Annotated in this window: 21 protein-coding genes, 1 other RNA gene and 1 riboswitch; of the genes, 19 read left to right on the top strand and 3 right to left on the bottom strand. The window is 47.3% G+C overall.

The annotated features are described in order from the left end of the window. Positions 1–130 precede the first annotated feature (130 nt). Both NE619_RS04385 and NE619_RS04380 read right to left on the bottom strand, forming a co-directional pair. Positions 131–742, bottom strand: coding sequence for a hypothetical protein (locus NE619_RS04385; RefSeq protein ID WP_256131150.1), 612 nt, complete (start codon positions 740–742; stop codon positions 131–133). Between the two features lie 5 nt (positions 743–747). After that, complete coding sequence (locus NE619_RS04380; RefSeq protein ID WP_256131149.1) at positions 748–1,047, bottom strand: DUF2089 family protein; 300 nt, start codon at positions 1,045–1,047, stop codon at positions 748–750. 511 nt (positions 1,048–1,558) lie between these two features. Here NE619_RS04380 and NE619_RS04375 point away from each other — a divergent pair. Next, positions 1,559–3,769: a DEAD/DEAH box helicase gene (locus tag NE619_RS04375; RefSeq protein ID WP_256131148.1), complete on the top strand. Its 2,211-nt coding sequence runs from the start codon at positions 1,559–1,561 to the stop codon at positions 3,767–3,769. 130 nt (positions 3,770–3,899) lie between these two features. Next, positions 3,900–4,094 carry a hypothetical protein gene (locus NE619_RS04370; RefSeq protein ID WP_256131147.1) on the top strand — a complete coding sequence of 65 codons (195 nt, stop codon included), beginning with the start codon at positions 3,900–3,902 and terminating at the stop codon, positions 4,092–4,094. A 580-nt stretch (positions 4,095–4,674) separates the two neighbouring features. Here the strand turns inward: NE619_RS04370 and NE619_RS04365 are convergent. Beyond that, positions 4,675–5,772 carry a hypothetical protein gene (locus tag NE619_RS04365; protein ID WP_256131146.1) on the bottom strand — a complete coding sequence of 366 codons (1,098 nt, stop codon included), beginning with the start codon at positions 5,770–5,772 and terminating at the stop codon, positions 4,675–4,677. Between the two features lie 133 nt (positions 5,773–5,905). Here NE619_RS04365 and NE619_RS04360 point away from each other — a divergent pair, with 133 nt between their 5' ends. The 17 genes from NE619_RS04360 to pflB all read left to right on the top strand — a co-directional run bounded on the left by NE619_RS04360 (position 5,906) and on the right by pflB (position 22,809). Next, positions 5,906–6,577 (top strand): Bax inhibitor-1 family protein, encoded by a 672-nt coding sequence (locus NE619_RS04360; protein ID WP_256131145.1) that lies wholly within the window; start codon positions 5,906–5,908, stop codon positions 6,575–6,577. Between the two features lie 51 nt (positions 6,578–6,628). Further along, positions 6,629–6,910 carry a hypothetical protein gene (locus NE619_RS04355; RefSeq protein WP_256131144.1) on the top strand — a complete coding sequence of 94 codons (282 nt, stop codon included), beginning with the start codon at positions 6,629–6,631 and terminating at the stop codon, positions 6,908–6,910. Positions 6,911–6,922: 12 nt separating this feature from the next. Continuing rightward, positions 6,923–8,173 carry a M16 family metallopeptidase gene (locus NE619_RS04350; RefSeq protein ID WP_256131143.1) on the top strand — a complete coding sequence of 417 codons (1,251 nt, stop codon included), beginning with the start codon at positions 6,923–6,925 and terminating at the stop codon, positions 8,171–8,173. 3 nt (positions 8,174–8,176) lie between these two features. Continuing rightward, on the top strand, positions 8,177–8,605 hold the full coding sequence (dut, locus tag NE619_RS04345) for a dUTP diphosphatase (protein ID WP_256131142.1): 429 nt from the start codon (positions 8,177–8,179) through the stop codon (positions 8,603–8,605). Between the two features lie 72 nt (positions 8,606–8,677). After that, positions 8,678–9,643, top strand: a complete 966-nt coding sequence (locus tag NE619_RS04340; RefSeq protein ID WP_256131141.1) for a catalase — start codon at positions 8,678–8,680, stop codon at positions 9,641–9,643. Next, a complete protein-coding gene (locus NE619_RS04335) occupies positions 9,640–9,828 on the top strand; it encodes a catalase-related domain-containing protein (RefSeq protein ID WP_256131140.1) in 189 nt (62 codons plus the stop codon). The genes NE619_RS04340 and NE619_RS04335 overlap by 4 nt, the downstream gene beginning before the upstream one ends. Before the next feature lie 73 nt (positions 9,829–9,901). Then, a complete protein-coding gene (locus tag NE619_RS04330; protein WP_256131139.1) occupies positions 9,902–10,525 on the top strand; it encodes a DUF47 domain-containing protein in 624 nt (207 codons plus the stop codon). Next, complete coding sequence (locus tag NE619_RS04325; RefSeq protein WP_256131138.1) at positions 10,518–11,510, top strand: inorganic phosphate transporter; 993 nt, start codon at positions 10,518–10,520, stop codon at positions 11,508–11,510. The genes NE619_RS04330 and NE619_RS04325 overlap by 8 nt, the downstream gene beginning before the upstream one ends. A 9-nt stretch (positions 11,511–11,519) precedes the next feature. Next, positions 11,520–12,530: a deoxyguanosinetriphosphate triphosphohydrolase gene (locus NE619_RS04320; RefSeq protein ID WP_256131137.1), complete on the top strand. Its 1,011-nt coding sequence runs from the start codon at positions 11,520–11,522 to the stop codon at positions 12,528–12,530. A gap of 88 nt (positions 12,531–12,618) precedes the next feature. Beyond that, positions 12,619–14,367: a DNA primase gene (gene dnaG / locus NE619_RS04315; RefSeq protein WP_256131136.1), complete on the top strand. Its 1,749-nt coding sequence runs from the start codon at positions 12,619–12,621 to the stop codon at positions 14,365–14,367. A gap of 9 nt (positions 14,368–14,376) precedes the next feature. Further along, positions 14,377–15,549, top strand: coding sequence for an RNA polymerase sigma factor RpoD (gene rpoD, locus NE619_RS04310; protein ID WP_256131135.1), 1,173 nt, complete (start codon positions 14,377–14,379; stop codon positions 15,547–15,549). A gap of 1 nt (position 15,550) precedes the next feature. After that, entirely contained in the window at positions 15,551–16,282 is a 732-nt protein-coding gene (locus tag NE619_RS04305; RefSeq protein ID WP_256131134.1) for a tRNA (adenine(22)-N(1))-methyltransferase, read from the top strand. Then, positions 16,283–17,077, top strand: coding sequence for a Nif3-like dinuclear metal center hexameric protein (locus NE619_RS04300; protein ID WP_256131133.1), 795 nt, complete (start codon positions 16,283–16,285; stop codon positions 17,075–17,077). It begins immediately after the preceding gene. Positions 17,078–17,167: 90 nt separating this feature from the next. After that, an RNA gene (rnpB, locus tag NE619_RS04295) (RNase P RNA component class A) lies at positions 17,168–17,520 on the top strand. A 219-nt stretch (positions 17,521–17,739) separates the two neighbouring features. Continuing rightward, complete coding sequence (locus tag NE619_RS04290) at positions 17,740–19,656, top strand: EAL domain-containing protein (protein WP_256131132.1); 1,917 nt, start codon at positions 17,740–17,742, stop codon at positions 19,654–19,656. 102 nt (positions 19,657–19,758) lie between these two features. Beyond that, a complete protein-coding gene (locus tag NE619_RS04285; RefSeq protein WP_256131131.1) occupies positions 19,759–20,376 on the top strand; it encodes a hypothetical protein in 618 nt (205 codons plus the stop codon). Between the two features lie 62 nt (positions 20,377–20,438). Next, a riboswitch (ZMP/ZTP riboswitch) is annotated at positions 20,439–20,520 on the top strand. Between the two features lie 57 nt (positions 20,521–20,577). Continuing rightward, positions 20,578–22,809, top strand: a complete 2,232-nt coding sequence (gene pflB, locus NE619_RS04280; protein ID WP_256131130.1) for a formate C-acetyltransferase — start codon at positions 20,578–20,580, stop codon at positions 22,807–22,809. Positions 22,810–23,116: the final 307 nt, after the last annotated feature.

Here is a 23,116-nt window from a genome sequence, read left to right as displayed (position 1 = left end):
TTTCACTTAACCCGTGTGGACTTATCGAAGCATATAAGCTTGCAGTTTATAGATGATGTTACTGGCTAAACCACAATTTGTCCAGTATCTCAGGGCCGTTACCGCACAGGGAACAGCCGCCATTTCAAGGTTATGACAAATCCTTGATTGCCATTTTTTCTACCGATTGCGAACGATGTTTCCGTTTTAGGCGAATACGCAGATATACCAATAGATAAACAACTGGAATGAGGTACAATGCAATCAGAGCCAACGAGTACAGTGTAAAAGTATAGGCCTCTTGCTTGTTTTCCAATTCCATCAGTTGATCAAAAGATATGGAAGAACCGGTTAGCTTAGTAGGAGGGAGGGACATGATTTCCTCTTTGTACTGCATTGCTTCCGGGCTTCCAATCAGCTGGCCGTCCTGGTCAAATTCCAGGAGGTACTCTGTTGTACCACCGTTGGACAGATCTTTGACCATTAGATTGCTGAAAGCTATGACATGTCCATCTTCATCATCGAGGAAACTTATAAAAGCGCTGATTTTATCATTCTCAAACCCCACTTCATCACCGGACGACCATTGGCCAACGCCTAAATAATTCCAAGTTACCAGCATCGCAATGCAAAGGCCTGCTATCGGCAAAATCAGACCGTAACCTGCTTTTGCCCGCCGGCTGAGATAAATTTGCAAAACTAAAAAAACGCCGCCCACGATAAGCAGGAAAATCAGAAGCAGCAAGAGCAAAACGTTATTCATCGTGTTCACTTCCTTCCTTTTCTTTTATTGAATTCACGCGTCAGCAGCTTTGCCGTATCAAAATCAATCTTATCATCCACGGCCAGCCGCTTAATCAGAGCAACATAGGGATCGGTTTCCTGCTCATCCCCCAACTGGATTTTCCGGATCAGCCGGTCCAGCCGCAGCCTTACAGTAGGATAGGTGACGCCATACTGTTTGGCAATATCTTTCAAGGAACCGGAGGCCAGAATAAAATTTTTAATAAAAGTCAGATCTTCTTCCTCGAGCTCACTCATCCATGCAGGAATATATTCGATACCCATAGACAACTCCTTTCTTTAATTATGTTAAAAATAACATTTAACTTTATTAAAGTCAAGCACAGTAAGAACATTTACTTTGGAATAGAATCCATGCAAAATAAATGTTTTTTTAAATGGAGCAGGCATTGAGCGCAAAATAGAACTGAAAAGAGCGGCAAAAGCTGAACTGACAAGATCTTTATTTTGTGGTATATTGTAAATGTATCAATAAATGAAGCTGCCCATCTTTGCAGAATCCGCAGAGACGCCATAACCATAAGGCAAAGGTAGAAAATGAAAGATAACATGCTTACAATTTTATATATCCTTTCTGCTGTTGCATTTCTTGTAATGGTGCTTCTTCCTGCCGCATTCTTTCATTTTTCCTGTGAGGATACAATAATACTGAGTCTTTTATCCTTACCGGCCATCACATTGAAGTCTTTATCTCAGAAACTGACCATTTGTAAAATTGAATGATCTCTTTTTCATGTTGAACAATAAAATCAAAGCGTGAAAAGGAGCAATTATTATGATTAAAAAAATGTCGTTGAAAAGACGGCCTGTTTTGCCATATAAAGAATTCGTAGAAAAGGTTAAAGCTTACGATTGGAGCGGCGCTGCGGACAGAGAGCTGAGAGCGCGGCTTCGTTCGATCCATGCCGCAAAAGATCCGGAGGTTTATAGTATTCTCAGTGAGATTATCTTTCGTTGTAAATCGGTCCGCTTGTTTGAATCACAGATCGCTGCCGCATATTCGATGGAACGGGGAGAAATCGCGGAACTGCCTACCGGGGAGGGGAAAACCTTGGCGGCGGCAGTGTCTGCGGCTTCACTCGCATTGAATGGAAGGCATGTACATATTCTGGTTTATAACGATTATCTGACACAACGTGATTTTGAAAACAATCAAAGGATTTTCGCCTTCTGCGGGCTGACTTGTGCCTGCATTCTGCAAAATTCAGAGTTTGCCGATCGAAAAGAAGCATACCGGAAAAATGTTCTTTACATTACGGCAAAAGAAGCCGGGTTTGATTTCCTGAGAAATTTTATGGCAGAGGAGAAAGGGCAGCTTTATGAGCACGAATTCGATACGGCAATTGTCGATGAGGCGGATTCGATCCTTATTGATGAAGCCAGGAATCCCTTGGTAATCGCAGGGAAGGAACGAGAGCATGACTGCGATTATAAGAGCATATGGGAGGTGAAAAAAGCTTTACTGGAAGAAGACATCGAAGTAAAAGCGGAAGACCGACAGGTTTGGTTAACTGAGAGAGGTGTTTTACATGCGGAACATTTGCTGGGGATTGAGAATCTGTTTCTTCCTGAAAATGCGGAATATCTGGCTATATTGCATACACTTTTGGAAGCAGAGCTTTTCTATAAAAGAGACAGGGAGTATCTTGTAAAAGATGGCTGTATCTATATTATAGACGAAAACACCGGCAGAATCGCAAAAGACCGCAAGTTCGCAGGTTATCTGCACCAGGCGATTGCTGTAAAAGAGGGCGTGGACGGCGGAGATGAGATGATGATTCTCAATATGATACCCATGCAGTTTTTTCTACTTCAATATCGAGAACTCTGCGGAATGACCGGTACAGGATGGAGCGCCCGGAAGGAGATTCGATCCATGTATGGATTGAACGTCTGCAGAATCCCGCCCCATTGTCCTTGTCGGCGGATCGACCATGAAGACCGGGTCTACCCGTCAGGAACAGAGTGGAAACGGGCTATGATACGCAAAATCATGAAGCTCCACGAAAAAGGACAGCCGATTTTGATTGGAACACAGAGTATCGGAGAGTCCCAGGTCCTTGCCGATTCCCTTAAAGAGAAGAGCTTGAAGCCTTTTGTACTGAACGCCAAACAGCATGAGAAGGAGGCTGAGCTGATTGCCCATGCGGCAGATCCTTACCGGATTACAATATCCACCAATATGGCCGGACGGGGAGTTGATATTGTCTTGGGAAAGGAAAATAAGCCGGATCAGGACTTTGTAAAAAATGCAGGAGGGCTTTTTGTTTTGGGAGCCGGCATTAATCGAAGCAGACGGATCGATGACCAATTGCGGGGCCGGGCAGGAAGGCAGGGAGATCCTGGCGAGAGTCAGTTTTTCATAAGCAGCAAGCAGGAACTGATCGAAACTTTTCTCCGCAGAGAACCGAGAATAAAGGAAAATTACAAAGTCCGGTCGATACAAAGGATCATTGAAAGTTTTGATGCGCAGCAAAGATACATCCTTGAGAAATATTCAATAATTTTAGAAAAACAGAGACAGTTGATTTCTGAGTATAGGGAATCCGTATTGAGATTTCCCGAAACAATAACCTTTTTAAAGGATAAAGCCCCTCAGCTATATTCGCTAAAGCTTTTAGAGGGAGGGGAGGCAGGGGTGATCCGTGCACAACAGCAGCTCCTGCTTTACTATATTAATGAACATTGGGCCGATTATCTTTTAACTATGGAGAATGTCCGTGAGGGAATCCATCTGGTGATCCTGGGAAAAGAAAATCCGATTGATGTTTACCAGAGGTTTGCGGATAAAGCCTTTTGGGAAATGGAAGAAGACATTAAAGAAGATGTCCTCGGAAAGCTCAAAACGTGTAAAATTACGGAAAATGGGCTGGATCTGAAAGTGGAGGGCTTGAATAAATCCACCAGTACGCAGACTTTCATGATCGATGAAAGCAAAGGACAATTTGCAAGCCCAAGGGGTATTCTGGGAGGGCACTCTGGATAAATAAGAAGAAAGATACCTTTCGTTTGATTTTTTCTGAATCTTTTGATAATTAAAAAAATAACGCTTGAGCTTCGGATTCTTTGGGTATATAATAAGGACAAGACAAAAGAAAATCGAAAGGAGTGATACAATGACTAAGAAAGAGATCGCGGAAAACGAACTGTATTTTCCCGAATACATCAAACCTGTGAAAGAGGAAGAAGATCCGGAATCCATCGATTACAAAGGCGCTGATATGTCAGAAGATGAAAGGATGGAGTACGAAGAAGAAAAAGCCTGCAAAACTGAGGATTACGATGACCGTTATATGGGAATCGCAAAGTGACACGGCTTTGAGCTACAGGTGATTGAAATGTTAATGACAACTGAAAACAATAGGAGATGCTCCTTATGACTACAGGCAGCCCGGAAGGGAATGGGTTCGTAGCATGAGGAGCATCTTTTGCGGTTTGACGCGGACATCTATTGATATTGGGGGAAAGGGGACAGCCCCAGTCTCCTCCGATGCAGCCACAATTGCCTCCTCTGGAGTTTCCCTTCTCTTGTGAGTAGCACATACGATATTAGTTGGATTCATGCAGTATCAGTTTGAGCGAGCCTAAACAGCCCTGCGAACTGCGGTAACTTTCCAAAAAAATTATGCAAAGTTACGCAAAGTTGTGGGTTTGCGGGGGCCCGAGGCCGTGAAAAATGACAATTTGTGCTTTCGGCCGTTCTGAAGGCCGCCGGATCATTGGAAAATGCGTAACTTTTCGAAAAAATCGGGAAAAGTTACCGGAACCTGTCAGGGAAATCAGCATTTGGTCGCAGATCCGCTGCTATTCTTTTATACAATCAAGGCCCGGTCCCGCAAACCTGCGGGACCGGGCCTTTTACATAAATAAAATCAAGCGTTCAGAATCTGCCTACCTTCTGTGGCGCGGCTGCGGTTTGCATGGATCGCAAGGATCGCAGCAGGGGTCCGGTTTGGGCGGCGCGCATTCATTACAGCCGCAATCGTTTGCGATTGGCGTGCCGTTGCTGTCGCAGCCGCAGGCCGGATTGGCCGGTGGTTTGCAAGGGTCGCATGGATCACAGCACGGATCACAGGGATCACCGCAGTTTTCCGCAGTATCCTGCGGGCTGATTCTGTTGGGGAACAGAGTCGGGAAGGTCGTACAGATCGGATTGGTCTGTGCCGGAATCTCCGCGAATCCGGTGGACAGAAGGCACAGCTGAACTGGCACTGTTACCTTTTTCTCACAGCTGACACATAAAGCTATGATCAGGTTTCCGCAGACCTCTCCTTCCGGTCCTACCGTCAGGTCTCTTCCGCAGTTATTGGTAGCAAGACGCGTCTCACAGGCCACATTACTGAATTCCGTAAATCTCGGCAGAAAAGCCGTATCTACCGTACTCGGCATACAGATTTCAAAGAAATTGGTTAAAATCAGAGGGTGGGAAGATGTAGCCACATTGACTTCCGCACATACGGTAAAGACGCTTTCGTTATTGCACCTGTCGCACAGCAGCAGGTCGATGTAAACTAAAACGTTTCCTGTGATGCTTACGTTCTGAGTACCGAAAATCGGTGTTCCCATACACTTGTCATCACATTCTTTGGTATCGGCGTAAAGTATTTTTTCCGAAAGGGTTCCGTCGGGGCCTACCACCTCCAGCGGATTTCCCTGACTATCCTGTAAAAATGTCGCGCCGGAAATGCTGGTGTCAACATCCAGGTTCAGGTTCCTGGGATCATCTACATTACACGGATTAAAAAACCTCTTGCAGCGAATATCTACAACTCTGCTGATGGTGTGCCCGCAAGGGATGTTCGGAGTGAACATCTGCCCCTGCACAGTCTTCATACCCTGAAGGTTGAACAGCACAGCATCATAAACACTTTGGGCATAAATCGGAGTGCTGACCACATCGTCGAGCTTTCCGTTAAACTTGCAAAGATTGCCTGCATTGCAGCAATTCTCGTAGAGGTCCGGCGCCGGTCGATTGCCGAAACAACTCATATAGTTACCTCCTTCATATCACATTAAGTCATTCTTGGATAGTATATGAGCATTTTGAAATTTGTGTTACATAGGGGATGAAAACTTATTGGCATGTGGTATAATAAATAGCAAAATCGGAAAGGGGTAAACTATGTCACAGAAAACACTGGTAAATAAAAATCTCAGGTTCACGCTGTCTCCGGGGCAGGAAGAGATCGGCCGCCGGGCATACAATCTGATTATCGGAGCGACGCTTTTATATGGGTTTGCGGTAAATGCCGTGATGGTCAGCCTGTTTCAGGACTTTTTCGCAGGCATCAATTATCTGGCGCTGGTGATCGGCTACATTGTCTGCGTTCTTATCGGGGCATTCCTTACGCGCAGCGACAGCGGGCTTATCAGTTTTATCGGATACAATTTTATCGTAGTGCCGCTGGGAGCCATGCTGAGCGTGATACTGCCTTATTACGGCACAGAGCTTGTATTTAACGCGGTTGTCATCACCGGAACCATCACTCTGGTAATGATGGCAGCCGGAACGATCTTTCCCAAAATCTTTCTGGGAATGGGAAGAATGCTGTTTTTTACGTTAATCGCTGTCATTGTGGTCGAATTGGGAGCCATGCTGATTTTTCACAGGGATTTCGCTGTTATGGATTACATCGTAGTCCTTCTGTTTTCCGGATATATCGGATATGACTGGGCGAAAGCCAATGCTTACAGGAGAACCGTAAATAACGCGATCGACAGTGCTACGGACCTGTATATGGATATCATCAACATCTTTATTCGTATCTTATCCATATTAAACAGGAATTCGTGACACTATCAGGGTTTTGTGCTACAATAAAGGTTAACTGAAGAAAAGGTACGGATGATTATGAAAGAAAAAGAACCGCTGAAATCAAAACAGCATAAGGAGCAGACAGCGCAGGAAAGCGATGCGGAAAGACAACAAGGCGTGGCTAAAAGAGCCAGCCTTGCTATTTTTATGCTGGTGCTCCTCCTTTTTGCGGGAGTTCTTTTCATTAGTTATTTCTTTGAGCTGAAATTCGGAAAGACCGCGGGCACTGTGTCAATGATCCTTATTGCGCTGATTATTGCGGGTTATCTGTACAGAAAAGAGATTATAGAGAAAATAAAGAGAAAGAAATAGGGTGTTATTAGAATGATTCGAACGAAGAAACTTGACTGCGGTACCACCGTTATTATGGAACAGATTCCGCATCTGCAGTCTGTGGCGCTGGGAGCATGGGTAAGGGCCGGTTCCGTGGATGAGCCGTCAAAGATCGCAGGTGTATCCCATTACATTGAGCACATGATGTTCAAAGGCACGGAAAACAGGACGGCGAAGGAGATCGCCGCCGATGTGGACCGTATTGGCGGACAGTTCAATGCGTTTACGGGTAAGGAAGCTACCTGCTATTATATCAAGACCCTTTCCAGCAATCTGGATAAGGCCGCGGAGATTCTGCTGGACATGCTGCTCAATTCCAGGATGGATGAAAAAGAGATGCAAAAGGAAAAAAGCGTCATCTGCGAAGAGATCAAGATGATTCAGGATACGCCGGACGATGACGCCCATGACACGGTCTGTGAGCTGGTGTTCAAGGGAAACCCGCTGGGAAACTCCATAATCGGCACGCCGGCTTCTCTTGATAATATCGACCGAAGCGTTTTAGTGGATTACATGACAAAGGAATATACCAGAGACAGTATCGTTATCGCCATTGCGGGAAATTTTGATGAAAACGCCATCTGTGAAATGTTCCAGGATAAGCTGAAAGTTTTGAAAGCCGAAAAACAGCCGAAAGCGTATACCCTGGAGCCCTATTGCCCGGGATATAAGGTAAAAACGAAAGACATTGAGCAGAGCCATATCAGTCTAGCTGTCAGGGGCGTCGCACTGGAGGATGAAGAGTACTATGCCATGGGTCTTTTGAGCAACATTATGGGTGGCAGCATGAGTTCCAGACTCTTTCAGAACATCAGAGAGGAAAAGGGGCTGGCTTATTCGGTCTATTCGGTGTCGAGTTCTTTCAGCAACAGCGGCTATTTTAATATTTACGCAGGCGTTGCCCATGATAAGATCAGAGACGCGATTGAAGGCATTAAAGAAGAGCTGGAAACTTTAAAGCGCAGCGGCGTTACGGAAGAAGAGCTGGCCACAGCAAAAGAACAGATGAAGAGCAGCTATATTTTCGGTCAGGAAAATGTGACCGGACGGATGTTTTCCATAGGTAAGAATATGGTGATCTGCGGAAAAATCCATACACCGGAAGAAGTAATAGAAGGCTTTAACCGGGTAACCATGGACGACATACGGCGGACAGCGGAGCGGATCTGCGATATGAGCGCTTATTGCGGGGCCGCGGTGACCAATAAAGATTTTGATCTGAAGTCAATTATGGAGGCATAGAGCATGGAAATAAAAATTCGAAGTGAACGGGGATACCTTCCGTCCTATGAGACGGAAGGGGCGGCCGGCATGGATTTGAGAGCCAGCCTGAAAAGTCCCATTACTCTGGAGCCGGGGGAACGGGTTTTGGTACCGACCGGACTTTATATAGAGCTGCCCCAGGGCTTTGAAGCTCAGGTGCGGGCAAGAAGCGGACTGGCTATCAAACGGGGGATCGGCCTTGTTAATGGGGTCGGCACCATTGACAGCGACTACCGTGGCGAGATTAAGGTCGCGCTCATCAACTGGGGTAAGGATCCCTTTATAATCAATGACGGAGAACGGATCGCGCAGATGGTCGTTGCCAGATACGAAAAGGTAGTTTGGAAACTGACCGGCGAGCTGGAAGAGACCGAGCGGGGCGGCGGCGGTTTCGGACATACCGGCGTCTGAGCAGGAAACTGCCCGGCCTTTACAGAAACCAAAAGAGAGTCTGTCGCATATATTACTTTGAGGTGGTATATGATGACAGATTTTTTATTACTGGAAAAAATAAGCGAACTCAACAGCCGGACCGCAAGGCCGAGGCTGATCCATCAAAAAGGCATAGCGGCAGGCGGAACCTTTCGCCCATATATGCCTCTTTCCGATTATACAGAGGCTGCTTTTCTGCAGGACCCGGAAACAGAAACGCCGGTGGCCGTACGTTTCTCGCGGATGATGGGAGAAGCGGGTTCAAGCGATTCGCCAAGGGATACGAGAGGTCTGGCTGTTCGATTTGCGACAGAAGAAGGCAATTATGATCTGATATGCAGCAATATGCCGGTTTATTATATCAATGATCCGGCTAAATTCCCTTCGATGATTAGCAAACTGGCGCCGGGACAGCAGGAAAGCGGTGAAGAAACGGACTTTTGGGGTTTTTTCGCTGAGAATCCGGAGGCGGTCAACCTGATCATGTGGCTGTACTCCAACCGGGGAACCGTAAAATCCTACCGCTATATGGAAGGCTACAGCGTCAATACCTACAAATGGGTCAGCGGCGACGGTGAGGAATGGTATGTTCGCTATCGGTGGAATCCGCTGTTTGAGGAGGATGAGAATGAGAAACGCATGGGAATTTCAGCTCAGGAGGCGGAGTTTCTGGCCGGATTTTCCCCGGACTGCTGTCTTCGAGACCTGGCTCTCGCAATCCAGGAAGGGGATTTTCCGGTCTATGAACTGGAAATTCAGATGATGAACAGCGCTGAGGCGGAAAACTGCGGCTTTGATTTCCTGTCTACAACGCTTATCTGGCCGGAAGACGTTTATCCTTATACGAAAATCGGCAGGATGGTGCTCGATCGGCTGCTGCCCAAGGAAGACTGCGAGCGCCTTTGCTTTACGCCTTCGTTGCTGGTGCCGGGCATAGACTTCGGCAACCGGGAGTTCCTGGAGATCATGGATTACGCCCACAGGGACGGAGGACGGCAGAGAGGAGGCATAAAATGACGGAGTTCACTCAGGCTGCCGACAGATTCGAAGCGATGAGCGAAAAAGAGCAGGAAATCCTGGCGGATAACATTGCCGAAAGCCTTTTATTCACCGGTGAATTGGTTCGGGAGACTGTATTGGGACATTTCGGAAATGTCTCCCCGGAATTGGAAAAAATTTTAAGAAAAAGATTCAGTTTTTAATTTACTTTGATGCTGAAGCGGTGTTATTATAAATCCATAGACTTATTTACGAAAGAGAAAAGAGGAATGATAGATGATCGGTGTCAAGAAAAAAGAAGATGAATTTTTTCAGTTACTAATGGACTTTGCAAGCAAGATCGTAAAAGTCGGAGAATCGTTTGTGGATTTGGTTTCCAATTATGAAGATGTCGCGGATAAGGTTGCCGGGATCAAGGTTCTGGAAACGGAGTGCGACATGCAGGCCCATAAGATCCTCACGGCTCTCAACGCTTCCTTCATAACGCCCTTTGACCGGGAAGACATATACGATATCACAAAAGAGATGGATGATATCGTCGATTCCCTGGAGGAAGTAGCCAACCGCTTTATCGTTTTCGACGTCAAAAAGCTCAAGCCTGAATGTCTGACAATGGCATCCTACATAATGCAGGCGATCCGGGAACTGGAAGTTCTCTTCAAGCACCTGTCGGAAGTAAAGAAAAACAGCGTGGTTCACGAACAGATCATCGAAGTGAACCGCATTGAAAACGAGGGAGACCTCCTATACAGAAAAGCACTGACCGAGCTGTTTCGGAAAGAAGTCAATCCCATTGAACTGATAAAATGGAAGCATCTTTATGAACAGCTGGAGACGAGCCTCGACTCATGTGAGAATGTGGCGAACATAGTTGAAGGAGTGGTAATGAAATATGCTTAGCGGAATCTTAGCCTGCGTTATTTTATGTGCATTGGTCTTTGAATTCATCAACGGATTCCACGATACGGCAAATGCCATTGCGACTTCGGTATACACAAGAGCTCTTACACCTAAGAAAGCGATCATGCTGGCGGCGGCTATGAATCTGGTGGGAGCTATGGTCAGTGAAAAGGTAGCTATGACCATTTCCACCGGTCTGGTGGACGTGGCGCTGGAGCAATATGTGATTTTAGGCGCGCTGATCGGCGCTATTTTATGGAATCTGTTTACCTGGTGGAAGGGAATTCCCAGCAGCTCTTCCCATGCGCTGATCGGCTCCCTGATCGGCTCTACCATCGTGTTTACCATGGGGACCGAGCATGTGCTGTGGGGCGGTGTCGTGCAGAAGGTCATTATCCCGCTCTTTACGTCACCGTTTATCGGACTGCTCATCGGATTCGGTTTTATGAAATTGATATTCCGGCTCTTTACCAGTTGGTCTCAGTCGAAAGCAAACCGTGTGTTTTCAAAGTTGCAGGTCTTTTCCGCGGCTCTGGTATCCTTCTCCCACGGCAATAATGACGCACAGAAGACAATGGGTATCATCACACTTTCGTTGATAACCGGAGGTATGCTCGACCCGGGTTCCGGTGTGCCGATTTGGGTTAAGTTCGCATGTGCTTGCATGATGGCGCTCGGTACGTCTTTAGGAGGATGGAAGATCATGAAGACAATGGGCGGCGGCGTTACCAAGCTGCAGCCGGCCAGCGGATTTGCGGCTCAGACGGCATCGGCGATCGTAATTGAAAGTATGTCCTTTATGGGTGCTCCCATCAGTACGACACAGGTCATCACCACCGCTGTAATGGGTGTGGGAAGCGCAAAGAGAATCTCCGCCGTAAAATGGGGGATCGCGCAGAATATCTTTATCGCCTGGGTAGTGACTTTGCCGATCACCATGATTTTAGGAGGTCTTTCCGTTTGGGTCATTCAGTTCTTTATATAGGGAGATCAGATGATTACAAGAGAAGCGATTGAAAAACGTGAATATGAAATATTGTCCCCTTTTGCCGCCAAAGTAGCGGAAACAAGGGGACGCAGGATTCCTGAGGAAAAATGCGCAATCAGAACGGACTATCAGAGAGACAAGGACCGGATCATCCATTCCAAGTCTTTCCGCAGACTGATGCATAAAACTCAGGTTTTTTTAGCTCCCGAAGGCGATCATTTTCGAACGAGACTGACTCATACCATCGAAGTCTCGCAGATCGCCAGAACTATCGCCAGAAGTCTGGGACTCAATGAGGATCTGACGGAAGCGATCGCCATGGGTCATGATCTGGGACATACGCCTTTCGGCCACAATGGGGAAAAGGTTCTCAACGAGCTGTACGAAGGAGGATTCCGGCATAACGTACAGAGCCTGAGAGTGGTGGACGTGCTGGAAAGCAACGGCGTGCGCAGGGGCATGAATCTGACCCGGGAAGTACGGGACGGCATCCTCAACCATACCGGCTCCGGCGTTCCCTATACCCTGGAGGGACAAATCGTGAAGATCAGCGACCGGGTGGCGTATATCAATCACGATATTGACGATGCTCTGCGCAGCGGAGTCATCACTGCCGCGGATCTGCCAAAAGATTGTATCCGGGTGCTGGGGGAGACGCATCGAGCGCGGATCGATACCCTGGTAAAGGATTTAATCAATACCAGCTTTGGACAGGATCATATTTCCATGAGTGAAAGCTGCATGAAACATATGAATCTTCTGCGGGATTTCATGTTTGAGAATGTTTATCATAACAATCGAGTAAAAAAGGATGAGGATTTGGAAAAAGTAAAGAACATCCTTGAATCCCTCTATCGTTACTATCTGGACAATCCGAAGCAATTGCCATCGGATCTGCAGGAGATGATTCCCGAGTTCGGCCTTGCTGAAATGACAAAGGATCATATTGCCGGAATGACAGATCGCTATGCCATGAATCTCTATACGGATTTGTTCGTGCCCAAGGGGTGGAAATAAATCAAAAAAATTTTGACAGAAAAAAAGGAAGCTGCATACTTTTGTCGAAAAAGATTATGTTAATTAATATTTTTTATGAGGAGCAAAAGTGGGTGCAGGAAATAATACAGTTGACGAAATAAAAAGCAGGTGTAATATTGTCGATGTTATCGGGCGTGTAGTCCCCCTGAAAAAGGCGGGGAGCAATTATAAAGGCGTGTGTCCGTTCCACAATGAGAAAACACCTTCTTTTGTTGTATCTGAAACAAAACAGATCTATACCTGCTTTGGCTGCGGAGCAACAGGCGATGTCATCGGATTTGTTGAACGGTATTATCAGCTGGAATTCATACCGGCCATTGAAAAGCTGGCCGAGGAATACGGCATTACCATACAAAGAGGATTCCATAAAAACGAGAATAAGGAAGAATCCTATCAGATTAACCGGGAGGCGGCCAAGTTCTTTTTCAAAGCGCTCAGGCAAAGCGCCAATCCGGGATATACTTACATGAAAAACAGGGGCATCACGCCGGATACCCTCAATAAATTCGGTATCGGCTATGCCGACGGAGAATGGGACAGTCTGTATCGGTACCTGACCGGTCTCGGATATAAAAAAGAAAAGCTCATGGAATTGGGATTGATTTCCCAGTCTAAGGGTAAATATTATGATAAGTACAGGAATCGCGTGATGTTTCCCATCATGAACACAAGCGGCAAAGTAATCGGCTTCGGCGGTCGGATCATAGGTGACGGCAGTCCAAAATATCTCAACTCTCAGGAGTCTTCCGTATTTCTGAAAAAAAACAATCTCTACGGTTTGAACATAACCAGGCAGGAGATCAGCAAGGAGGACTGCGCGATTCTGGTTGAGGGATACATGGACGTGATATCCCTGTACCAGAGCGGAGTGCGGAACGTTTCCGCTTCTCTGGGAACAGCCCTCACGGAAAATCAGGCGAAGATGCTCAAACGATATACGGATAACGTGGTTCTTTCTTATGACGCGGATCAGGCCGGAATCAAGGCTGCGCTGCGAGGACTTGACATTTTATATAAAGAAAACTGCAGAGTAAAGGTTCTCCACGTTTCCGACGGAAAAGATCCGGACGAGTTCGTGAAGAAGAACGGGAAAAAGGCATTTCTGGAGCTGGTCAATCAGGCTTTGCCCTATGCGGATTATAAATTCAGCCTTCTTCGCAAGGAATATGATCTTGATTCAACGGAAGGACGGGTGGATTTTCTGAAAAAGGCGGCCGGTGTTCTCGGGACGCTGAGTCCTGTGGAGGCTGATATTTACATAAAAAAACTGGCAGAGGAGACAAAAATATCGGAAGGTGCTATAAGACTTGAAATAACTGGCAATACTAGTGAAAAACAGGCACCTGAAAGGGCTACTGCCCGCAGTAAGGGCGCCGATGCAGCGCCGGAAGATATCACCATGCTGGAAAAAAATATAATTAAGCTGATCCTGAGAAACAGCGCTTACTATCCAAAGCTGCTGCCTTATGAGGACGTTGCTTTTACAACTGCCCGCGGGCAGAGTCTTTATAAAGGGATCAAGGAGCTTTACGTGGAAAATGAAGAGATCGATGTTCGAAAGCTGGCAGACGGGTTAGATGCGGACAATGCGGAAGTCTTAAAGAATATTTTAGAGAATGTGCGGCTGGCACATAAAGAAGAGAAGATTTTTGCCGATTGTATCGAAACAATCCGTATGAAGGAGCTGACGCAGAAGGAGCAGGAGCTCATTATGCGGCTTTCTATGGCAGACGAAGAAGAAAATAAAGAAACAATCAGGGAGTTGACACAGGAACTGATGGATATCCAGAAGATGATGAAAAACGGTAGGGGGTAAGATAGGCATATGGCAAAAAAAGAAGCGCAGCAGGAAGTGCAGCAGGAACAGGTAAAGAGCAAACAGCAGCTGATCGATGAGCTAGTTGCCAAGGCAAAGGGAAAAGGTTCATTAACATACACGGAGATTTCCGATCACTTGGGGAATATCGAGCTGGATAAAGAAGACATGGACGATATGTACGAACAGCTGATTTTAAAGGGAATTGCCGTGGTCTCGGAGGTCGAACCGGATGATATTGAGCTGAGTGAGCTGGAAGGGGAAGAAGTCGAGGACCCGGACGTAGAGGCGGTCATCGCAGAAAGCGGTAATACCAAGGAGATCGATCTGGAGGCAACGATTCCGAAGGGCATCGCTGTGGACGATCCGGTCAGAATGTATCTGAAAGAAATCGGTAAGGTTCCTCTTTTGACCGCTCAGGAAGAGATTGATCTGGCAAAGAGAATGGAAGCGGGCGACGAGGCGGCAAAACAGAAATTGTGCGAGGCCAACTTGCGTCTTGTTGTCAGCATTGCGAAAAAATATGTGGGCAGAGGAATGCTTTTTCTGGACTTGATTCAGGAAGGGAATCTGGGACTGATAAAAGCAGTGGATAAGTTCGACTGGAAGAAGGGCTATAAATTCAGTACCTATGCTACATGGTGGATTCGTCAGGCGATCACAAGATCCATTGCCGATCAGGCCAGGACCATTCGTATTCCGGTACACATGGTAGAAACCATCAATAAGCTGATCCGGGTATCCCGGCAGCTGATTCAGGAGAAGGGCAGAGAAGCTACTCCGGAGGAAATCGCCGAAGAAATGGGCATTTCCGAGGAAAAGGTGCGGGAAATCCTCAAAATCGCACAGGAACCGGTATCTTTGGAGACTCCGATCGGCGAAGAAGAGGACAGCCATCTGGGCGACTTTATCCCTGATGAGGACGTACCTGCTCCGGCAGAAGCGGCAGCTTTCTCCATGCTGAAAGAACAGCTGGTAGAGGTACTGGATACTTTGACCGAAAGAGAGCAAAAGGTGCTGAAGCTTCGTTTCGGCTTGGAGGACGGACGTGCCCGTACTCTGGAAGAGGTGGGCAAGCGTTTTGATGTCACCAGGGAGAGAATCCGGCAGATCGAAGCAAAAGCGTTACGCAAGCTGCGCCATCCGAGCAGAAGCAAAAAGTTAAAGGACTATCTGGAGTAAAATGATAAAACTGACAGACAGACTGCAAGTGCTTGCAGACCAAATCGAAAAAAACGAAACCATGGCCGATATTGGTACCGACCATGGTTTTTTGCCAATTTATTTATGGGAAAATGGAATCAGCCCCAGGGTAATCATGTCCGATGTGAGCGCCGGATCGCTCAAGAAAGCCGAAATCAACGCCGCGACGCTTCATCCGGACGCTGTATTTGACCTGCGTCTTGGAAACGGAATACAGGTTTTGGAGAACGGTGAGGTGGATGCAGTGGTTCTGGCCGGAATGGGCGGCATCCTGATGACGGAAATCCTGGAAGCGGACCCGGAAAAATCGCAGAGCTTTCACAAATATATCTTCCAGCCCCGGAGCGGGCAGGGGCGGCTGCGGTGGTGGCTGGTGAACAACGGATTCCCCATTGTCCATGAGGCACTGGTTCGGGAAGGAAAATATATCTGCGAAATTATAACCGCAAGGCCGGAACGTATATGCAGCATGGGAAATATCGCGCCTGTTTCCCGGGTAATGGAAGGCTGCGGTCCCGACGATATTCAATACGAGGTTCCTCCCTGGATACTGTCCGCAGGGGAGCTGACCGAAGCGCATATCAAAAACAAGCTTTCCGCTGAGAGAAAAATTCTCAGTGGATTGGGCAAAAGTAAGAACGTAGACGAAGAAAAAGTTCGGTTTACAGAAAACAGAATTAAGTATTTAACGGTGCTTTTAGGAGGTGTTTAAATGGCAATGAAATTGGAAGACGTTGTAGCGGTCATCGAAGAAATCGCGAACCCGGATACGCAGGAAAGCTGGGATAACAGCGGCGTGCAGCTGGCTGCGGGGCCCGTGGAGATTCATCGGGTGCTGACGACGCTGGAGATTACCGACGCAGTGATCGAGGAAGCGGAGGAAGAGGATGTGGATTTGATCGTGACGCATCACCCTCTCATATTCGGAAGTCTCAAATCAGTAGACTACCGGGATATGACCGGTTCATACATTGTAAAGCTTTTGAATATGGGAATTTCCGTCTATTCCTGCCATACACCTTTTGACAAACTGGCAGGGGGAAATAATGACTTCCTGGCGGATCTCATTGGACTGAAAGACACCAGTGGTTTCAGCAGCGGGTCCGATCTGGATATGATCGGCCGAGTGGGTCAGCTGGAAGAGGAAATGTCGCTGGTATCCATGCTGGACCTTCTTTCGGAAAAGCTGGAGATGGATCCGGAGCAGTTCCGTGCGGTAGGCAAGCCGGATTCTGCGATCAAAACAGTGGGAATCTGTACGGGGGCAGGAGCGGATTTAATGGATCTGGCCGCGGCCAACGGATGTCAATTGTTCATCACAGGGGATTTAAAATACCATGATGCCCAGAAGGCCAAGGCACTGGGAATGGCCGTGATCGATGCGGGACACTATGGTACGGAAAAATCCTTTGCCGGTAATTTTGCCGACAAACTGATGGGAAAAACCGCAGGCCAGATCGAAGTTCTGGAGTCGGATGTGGATATCGACCCCTTTGAAATGATCTGAGGAAGGAGCGGTTTTCCGTAGCCGGATCATAAACTCATAAAAACAAATGTGGACACAGGTCCCTTGAAAATGATATAATAAACAAAGTTTTGGGTAGTCCAGGCAGTTGCGTGCACCGTCAGGGGTGTATGAGGAAAGTCCGGGCTCCATAGGGCGAGGATGCCAGATAACGTCTGGCGTAGGTAACTATAGGGAAAGTGCAACAGAAACACACCGCCGAAACGGGTAATGCCGTGGTAAGGGTGAAATGGTGAGGTAAGAGCTCACCGGGAGATATGGTAACATACCTCCCGTGTAAACCCCATCCGGAGCAAGACCAAACAGGGCATAAGAGGGGGCTGCCCGTCCCTGCCCGAGAGGTAGGTCGCTGGAGCGTGCTGGCGACAGTACGTCGAGATAGATGATTGCCAAATACAGAACCCGGCTTACGGGCTGCCCAAAACTTTTAAAATCTACGGATCTCTTCAAACACCAAATCCGATCTGTTCTATTATCTTGTTGCGCGAAATCCGCATATGCCATCGAATCCGTTGAAAAGCAAGGGCTGATATGATAAAATGCTAGGGAAGAATATTTACTCTAGCAGTCTTTGTACAACCGGCCGGATAATACATAAAAAACTGGCCTGTCGCTATATAAATCCATGTTAAAAGAGGTTTAAAATGCACTGGAATATCGCAGCCGAATGTATCTCTCTCGTATATCTGTTTATCATCTGGTTTTATTCGCGAAAGAGCAATCTGGTTCCTTCTCTGAAAAACCGACTGTTTTATTTTTGTTTTCTGGCGACTTTCTGTGCGATTGGTTTCAATATCCTATCCACGGTGATGCTGACCTATCCGAATTATTCGGTGAATTTCCTGACCTGGCTGGTGACTACGATCTACTTTATCGCTACGCCGCTGATGGGGATGGCCTATTTTTTTTATACCATCGCTACGGTCTTTGAATCCCAGGGAAACGCTCTGCGGATTATGAAATGGAGTTCCATTCCGGGGGTGCTCTATTTATTTGTGGTATTGATAAATCCCTTTTGCAAAAAACTCTTTTTGATTAACGCCGCGGGAAACTACTCCCAGGGCCCACTGATTATGACCACCTATCTGATCTTTTATATTTACTGTCTGGCCGCTATTTGCGTCGCCTTTGTCAGGAGAGCGCAGGTGGACCCGGTCATTCGAAAAATTCTGACCGCTTTTCCGGTGATCGCCGTTCTGGTGATTATCGTTCAGCAGCTTTATCCGGAAGTAATTCTTTCGGGATCAGCGGCGACCTGCGCCCTTTTGATCATTTATCTGTACCTGCAGAACAAGCAGAATTCCACTGACTATCTGACCGGACTGCCAAACCGGCAGGAGATGCTTAAAATGCTGGAGCTTCAGACGAAGAAATCGCGTAATTTCACGATTATTGTGCTGTCGCTGAGAAAATTCCGTCGAATCAATGATACATATGGGCAGCATACGGGAGACCGCTTTCTTCGGGAGATCGGAAAATTTCTTGAAAAAACCGCAAAACCCCGCGGCTTGTACCGATACGGAGGCGATGAGTTTGCCCTGATCTTCCGCGACGCCAGTGAAGACAGTATACGCGGCACCGTAGCGACACTGAAAAAGCGCATGCAGGAAAGCTGGACCATAGATGAAAACAGCTGCCTGATACCGGCGGTTATTGGTATTGTACGTTACCCTGAGAGCGCGGAAACGGTGGAGGATTTAATTAATGGTATTGAGTATGCCGTGGTCCAGGCAAAGAAAAGCAAGAACACAAATGTATATTATTGTGGGCAGGAAATGCTGGATGCAGTGCGCCGGCGTACGGAGATTGTTCGTATACTGGAGAAAAATCTGGAAGAAAACAGTTTTTCCCTCTTTTATCAGCCGATCATCTCCAATCATACCGGAAAATATGTAGCGGCCGAATCCCTGCTCCGTATCCCCGATTCGCCGCTGGGACCGCTTTACCCCAATGAATTCATTCCCATTGCCGAAGATACGGGAAACATCGTGGAGATGACCTATCAGGTGCTGGAAAAGGCCTGCCTGTTCATCAATCGGGTGACAGAGAAAGTGCCGGAGTTTGAAGGTGTTCACGTGAATTTTTCCGGGCATATGTTTTCACAGATGGATCTGGCGGATCGGGTAGAAGAAATCATAGCGCGCAATAAAACGCCATTCCCCAAAATTAAGATCGAGATTACAGAAAGTATTCTGGCTGAAAATACAAAAATTGTTGAAGAATTTGCAGACCGTATGCAGCGGCGGGGCGTTCTTTTGGAGCTGGATGATTTTGGTACGGGCTATTCGAATTTTGTCTCTGTTATGACGACGCCTCTGGATACGGTAAAACTGGACAAGAGTCTTATCTGGGCATCCATGGACAACAGGCAGTCGGCAATGATGGTAAAAAGCATGACGGGGATTTTCCATGAAATGGGCCTGCAAGTACTGGCGGAAGGCGTAGAGACCGAGGCGCAGGAACGCTTTGTCTGCCAGTGCGGCATCGACCTTATTCAGGGATTTCTTTTCGCAAAGCCGATGCCCGAAGAAGATGCGCTTGCCTGGATTTTGGAGGGATGAGGTTTTACTGCGCATCTGTTCACAAACGATAGTAATTAGAATCTTTCTTTTAAAATACAGAGATATCTGGTATACTGTTCTCCGTTAGGGAGGAAAGTAATTATGAAAAGTATCAAACGAAAAACAATTGCAGCAATTATTACACTTACAGTAGTATTGACCATGGGCTTTGCTGTGCCGGCAAGTGCGCAGACCGGGGGACCAACCAATGCGGCCTGGAAAAACACCTCTGCTTTAAGCACAGTCAAAACAAAAGCCGTACCTGCGGCCAGCGAACTGGCTAAGCCGGATTTAAAAGCAAAGGCGACGGGAGCCACAAAGGTAAAGCTCAGCTGGAAAAAGGTCAGCGGCGCGTCCGGATATAAAATTTATAAGTACAACAACGAGAAGAAAAAGTATACGGTCGTGAAAACCATAAAGAAGGCTGGTACGAAATCCTGGACGAATAAAAATCTAAAAACCGGCAAAAAAGTAAAATATAAAATGCGCGCCTATAAAAAGAAGGGCGGTAAAACGGTATACAGCGCTTACAGTAAAGTCAGGACAGCTACCCCAAAGGCCAAAAAACAGAGCAGCTCCGGCAAAACGGTATACATTACAAAGACCGGATCAAAATTCCACAGAGGCAGCTGCCGCTATCTGAGCAGAAGTAAAATCGCCATCTCCAGATCTGAGGCGGTCGCACAGGGATATGACCCCTGCAAAGTATGCAGACCCTGAGCAGATTTTAAAAATCTCCATACAAAATTTCTTGACAACAGACCCCAAGATATAGTATATTCAAAAAGTCATATGACTGACGGAAGTGGAAGAAACCACATGGAGTATGATCGTGAACCAAAGCCGACCGTCTGGGCTGAGAAAGAGCCCGGATGGTGCGGCTTTTTCTATTTTGGTCGATTGCATGGAGGTAAAAATAAGATGAGAAAAGAATGGGAAGGATTTAACAGCGGAAACTGGAGACACGTGATTGATGTGAGAAACTTCATTCAGAAGAACGTGACGCCTTACAGCGGAGACGACAGTTTTCTGGAGGGAACCACAGAGAGAACGGAGAAGGTCTGGGGCAGGTGCAAGGAACTGCTCCTGGAAGAGATTGAAAATGGTATTTATGATGTAGAAACAGACGTTGTTTCCGGTATTGATAACTTTAAACCGGGATACATTGATAAGGATAACGAAGTGATTGTAGGCCTTCAGACCGATGCTCCCCTCAAACGCATGGTTAATCTCTACGGTGGTATCCGTATGGCGGAATCCGCTCTCCAGCAGTACGGTTATGAAATGAATCCGGAGATCAAGCGTCGTTTCCACGAATTCCGCAAGACTCACAATGAGGGGGTTTTCGATGCTTATCCGGAGCGTACGAAAGTGGCCAGGCATAACGGCCTTCTCACAGGGCTTCCCGACGCTTACGGAAGAGGAAGAATCATCGGCGATTACAGACGGATCGCGCTCTACGGTATTGACTATCTGATCGAACAAAAAGAGCAGGATATCCAGATGGCTGACGGCCCGATGACCGACGAGCTGATCCGTATCCGGGAAGAGCTGCACGAGCAGGTTCGGGCTCTCAAGGAAGTCAAGGCCATGGCCGCGTCATACGGCATCGACCTCAGCCAGCCTGCGGGAAATGCCCGCGAAGCAGTCCAGTTCCTGTATCTGGGATACCTGGCAGGAGTTAAGGAAAATAACGGAGCCGCCACTTCCCTGGGAAGAACTTCTACTTTCCTCGATATCTATATCCAGCGGGATCTGGAACGGGGAACTCTGACGGAAAAAGAAGCTCAGGAGCTGATCGATCAGTTCGTTATCAAGCTGCGTCTGGTGAGACACCTGAGAACGCCGGAATACAATGAGCTGTTTGGCGGCGATCCGACATGGGTGACCGAAGCCATCGGCGGTATGAGCGTAAAAGGCACCACATTGGTAACGAAGAATTCCTTCCGTTTCTTACATACATTAAAAAATCTGGGCACAGCACCGGAACCGAATCTGACCGTTCTCTGGAGCCAGAATCTGCCGGAGAATTTTAAGCGCTACTGTACCAAGATGAGTATTGAGACGGATTCCATTCAGTATGAAAACGATGATGTAATGCGCCCTGTTTACGGCGATGACTATGCCATATCCTGCTGCGTTTCCGCCATGAGCGTAGGTAAGCAGATGCAGTTCTTCGGGGCCAGAGCCAATGTGGTTAAATCGCTTCTCTATGCCATCAACGGCGGACTGGACGAGCTGACAGGAGATGTGGTCATTCCCAAGATCAAGCCTTTGGAATTCGACGATGTGCTGGATTTCAACGAGGTAATGCTCAGCTATAAGAAGGTTCTTTCCTATGTGGCCGAGCTTTATGTGGATACGATGAACGTGATCCACTATATGCACGATAAGTACGCTTATGAAGCCAGCCAGATGGCGCTGCATGATACCCATGTGGAAAGACTGACTGCTTTCGGTATCGCCGGACTTTCCTGTGCCGCCGACTCGCTTTCCGCTATCAAATTCGCAAAGGTTCGCCCGATTCGAAATGAGCAGGGCGTGGCCGTGGACTTTGAAGTGGAAGGTGACTTCCCGAAATATGGAAACGATGACGATGCGGTCGATGACATCGCAGTGGAGATTGTCAAGCATTTTTCCGCGGAACTGAAAAAGCATCCGATGTACAGAGACGCGAGACACACACTGTCAGCGCTGACGATCACTTCCAACGTTATGTATGGAAAGAAAACGGGCAATACCCCGGACGGCAGAAAATATGGAGAACCGTTGGCGCCGGGAGCCAATCCGATGCATGGAAGAGACGTGAACGGTGCTGTGGCTTCGCTGAATACGGTGGCGAAGATTCCGTATCGTACTGTCTGTCAGGACGGGGTGTCCAATACCTTCTCCATCATCCCGGAAGCGCTGGGCAAGGACGCAGGGCAGCAGGAATACAATCTGGTTTCCCTGCTGGACGGTTACTTCTGCCAGGGAGCGCACCATCTCAACGTAAACGTTATGCGCAAAGAACTCCTGAAACAGGCTATGGAGCATCCGGAACAGTATCCGTCCCTGACAATTCGTGTATCCGGCTACGCCGTAAACTTCGTGCGGCTCAGCAGAGAGCAGCAGGAAGAAGTAATCAAGCGGACCTTCCACGGAGCAATGTAAAAATGTGATTCTGTGCCACACGGGCACCGGTAAAATGCGGACCTTTCGTAAAGGGTCCGCATTTTTATATATCTTGCAGCACAGTCCGCTGCGCTGCAAGGATCGGCTCATCTGAAAACATGCTTAAAAGGTAAATTTCGATTTTTATCAACACGCAGCGAAAAATCAGGTTTTTGTTGACGTTTTTTCAAGGATGTAGCACCCGGCAGCACAGAATTTCGATGAAAATTCAGTTTTGAACAGGAACACAGTCCGCAAACCTTGGAAATACATCAACAACAAAGCCGAAATGAAGCGGTTGTTGAAC

The sequence above is a fragment of the Anaerovorax odorimutans genome (assembly GCF_024459955.1).
GTDB lineage: Bacteria > Bacillota > Clostridia > Peptostreptococcales > Anaerovoracaceae > Hominibacterium > Hominibacterium odorimutans_A.
The sequence above is the reverse complement of the archived record's forward strand: the minus strand, read 5'-3'. Positions and strand labels throughout refer to the sequence as shown.

What these genes read in the sequence shown, in the direction of transcription:
- NE619_RS04385 (WP_256131150.1), bottom strand. Translation starts at nt 742, where the DNA reads ATGAATAACGTTTTGCTCTTGCTGCTTCTGATTTTCCTGCTTATCGTG.
- NE619_RS04380 (WP_256131149.1), bottom strand. Translation starts at nt 1,047, where the DNA reads ATGGGTATCGAATATATTCCTGCATGGATGAGTGAGCTCGAGGAAGAA.
- NE619_RS04375 (WP_256131148.1), top strand. Translation starts at nt 1,559, where the DNA reads ATGATTAAAAAAATGTCGTTGAAAAGACGGCCTGTTTTGCCATATAAA.
- NE619_RS04370 (WP_256131147.1), top strand. Translation starts at nt 3,900, where the DNA reads ATGACTAAGAAAGAGATCGCGGAAAACGAACTGTATTTTCCCGAATAC.
- NE619_RS04365 (WP_256131146.1), bottom strand. Translation starts at nt 5,772, where the DNA reads ATGAGTTGTTTCGGCAATCGACCGGCGCCGGACCTCTACGAGAATTGC.
- NE619_RS04360 (WP_256131145.1), top strand. Translation starts at nt 5,906, where the DNA reads ATGTCACAGAAAACACTGGTAAATAAAAATCTCAGGTTCACGCTGTCT.
- NE619_RS04355 (WP_256131144.1), top strand. Translation starts at nt 6,629, where the DNA reads ATGATTATGAAAGAAAAAGAACCGCTGAAATCAAAACAGCATAAGGAG.
- NE619_RS04350 (WP_256131143.1), top strand. Translation starts at nt 6,923, where the DNA reads ATGATTCGAACGAAGAAACTTGACTGCGGTACCACCGTTATTATGGAA.
- dut (WP_256131142.1), top strand. Translation starts at nt 8,177, where the DNA reads ATGGAAATAAAAATTCGAAGTGAACGGGGATACCTTCCGTCCTATGAG.
- NE619_RS04340 (WP_256131141.1), top strand. Translation starts at nt 8,678, where the DNA reads ATGACAGATTTTTTATTACTGGAAAAAATAAGCGAACTCAACAGCCGG.
- NE619_RS04335 (WP_256131140.1), top strand. Translation starts at nt 9,640, where the DNA reads ATGACGGAGTTCACTCAGGCTGCCGACAGATTCGAAGCGATGAGCGAA.
- NE619_RS04330 (WP_256131139.1), top strand. Translation starts at nt 9,902, where the DNA reads ATGATCGGTGTCAAGAAAAAAGAAGATGAATTTTTTCAGTTACTAATG.
- NE619_RS04325 (WP_256131138.1), top strand. Translation starts at nt 10,518, where the DNA reads ATGCTTAGCGGAATCTTAGCCTGCGTTATTTTATGTGCATTGGTCTTT.
- NE619_RS04320 (WP_256131137.1), top strand. Translation starts at nt 11,520, where the DNA reads ATGATTACAAGAGAAGCGATTGAAAAACGTGAATATGAAATATTGTCC.
- rpoD (WP_256131135.1), top strand. Translation starts at nt 14,377, where the DNA reads ATGGCAAAAAAAGAAGCGCAGCAGGAAGTGCAGCAGGAACAGGTAAAG.
- NE619_RS04305 (WP_256131134.1), top strand. Translation starts at nt 15,551, where the DNA reads ATGATAAAACTGACAGACAGACTGCAAGTGCTTGCAGACCAAATCGAA.
- NE619_RS04300 (WP_256131133.1), top strand. Translation starts at nt 16,283, where the DNA reads ATGGCAATGAAATTGGAAGACGTTGTAGCGGTCATCGAAGAAATCGCG.
- NE619_RS04290 (WP_256131132.1), top strand. Translation starts at nt 17,740, where the DNA reads ATGCACTGGAATATCGCAGCCGAATGTATCTCTCTCGTATATCTGTTT.
- NE619_RS04285 (WP_256131131.1), top strand. Translation starts at nt 19,759, where the DNA reads ATGAAAAGTATCAAACGAAAAACAATTGCAGCAATTATTACACTTACA.
- pflB (WP_256131130.1), top strand. Translation starts at nt 20,578, where the DNA reads ATGAGAAAAGAATGGGAAGGATTTAACAGCGGAAACTGGAGACACGTG.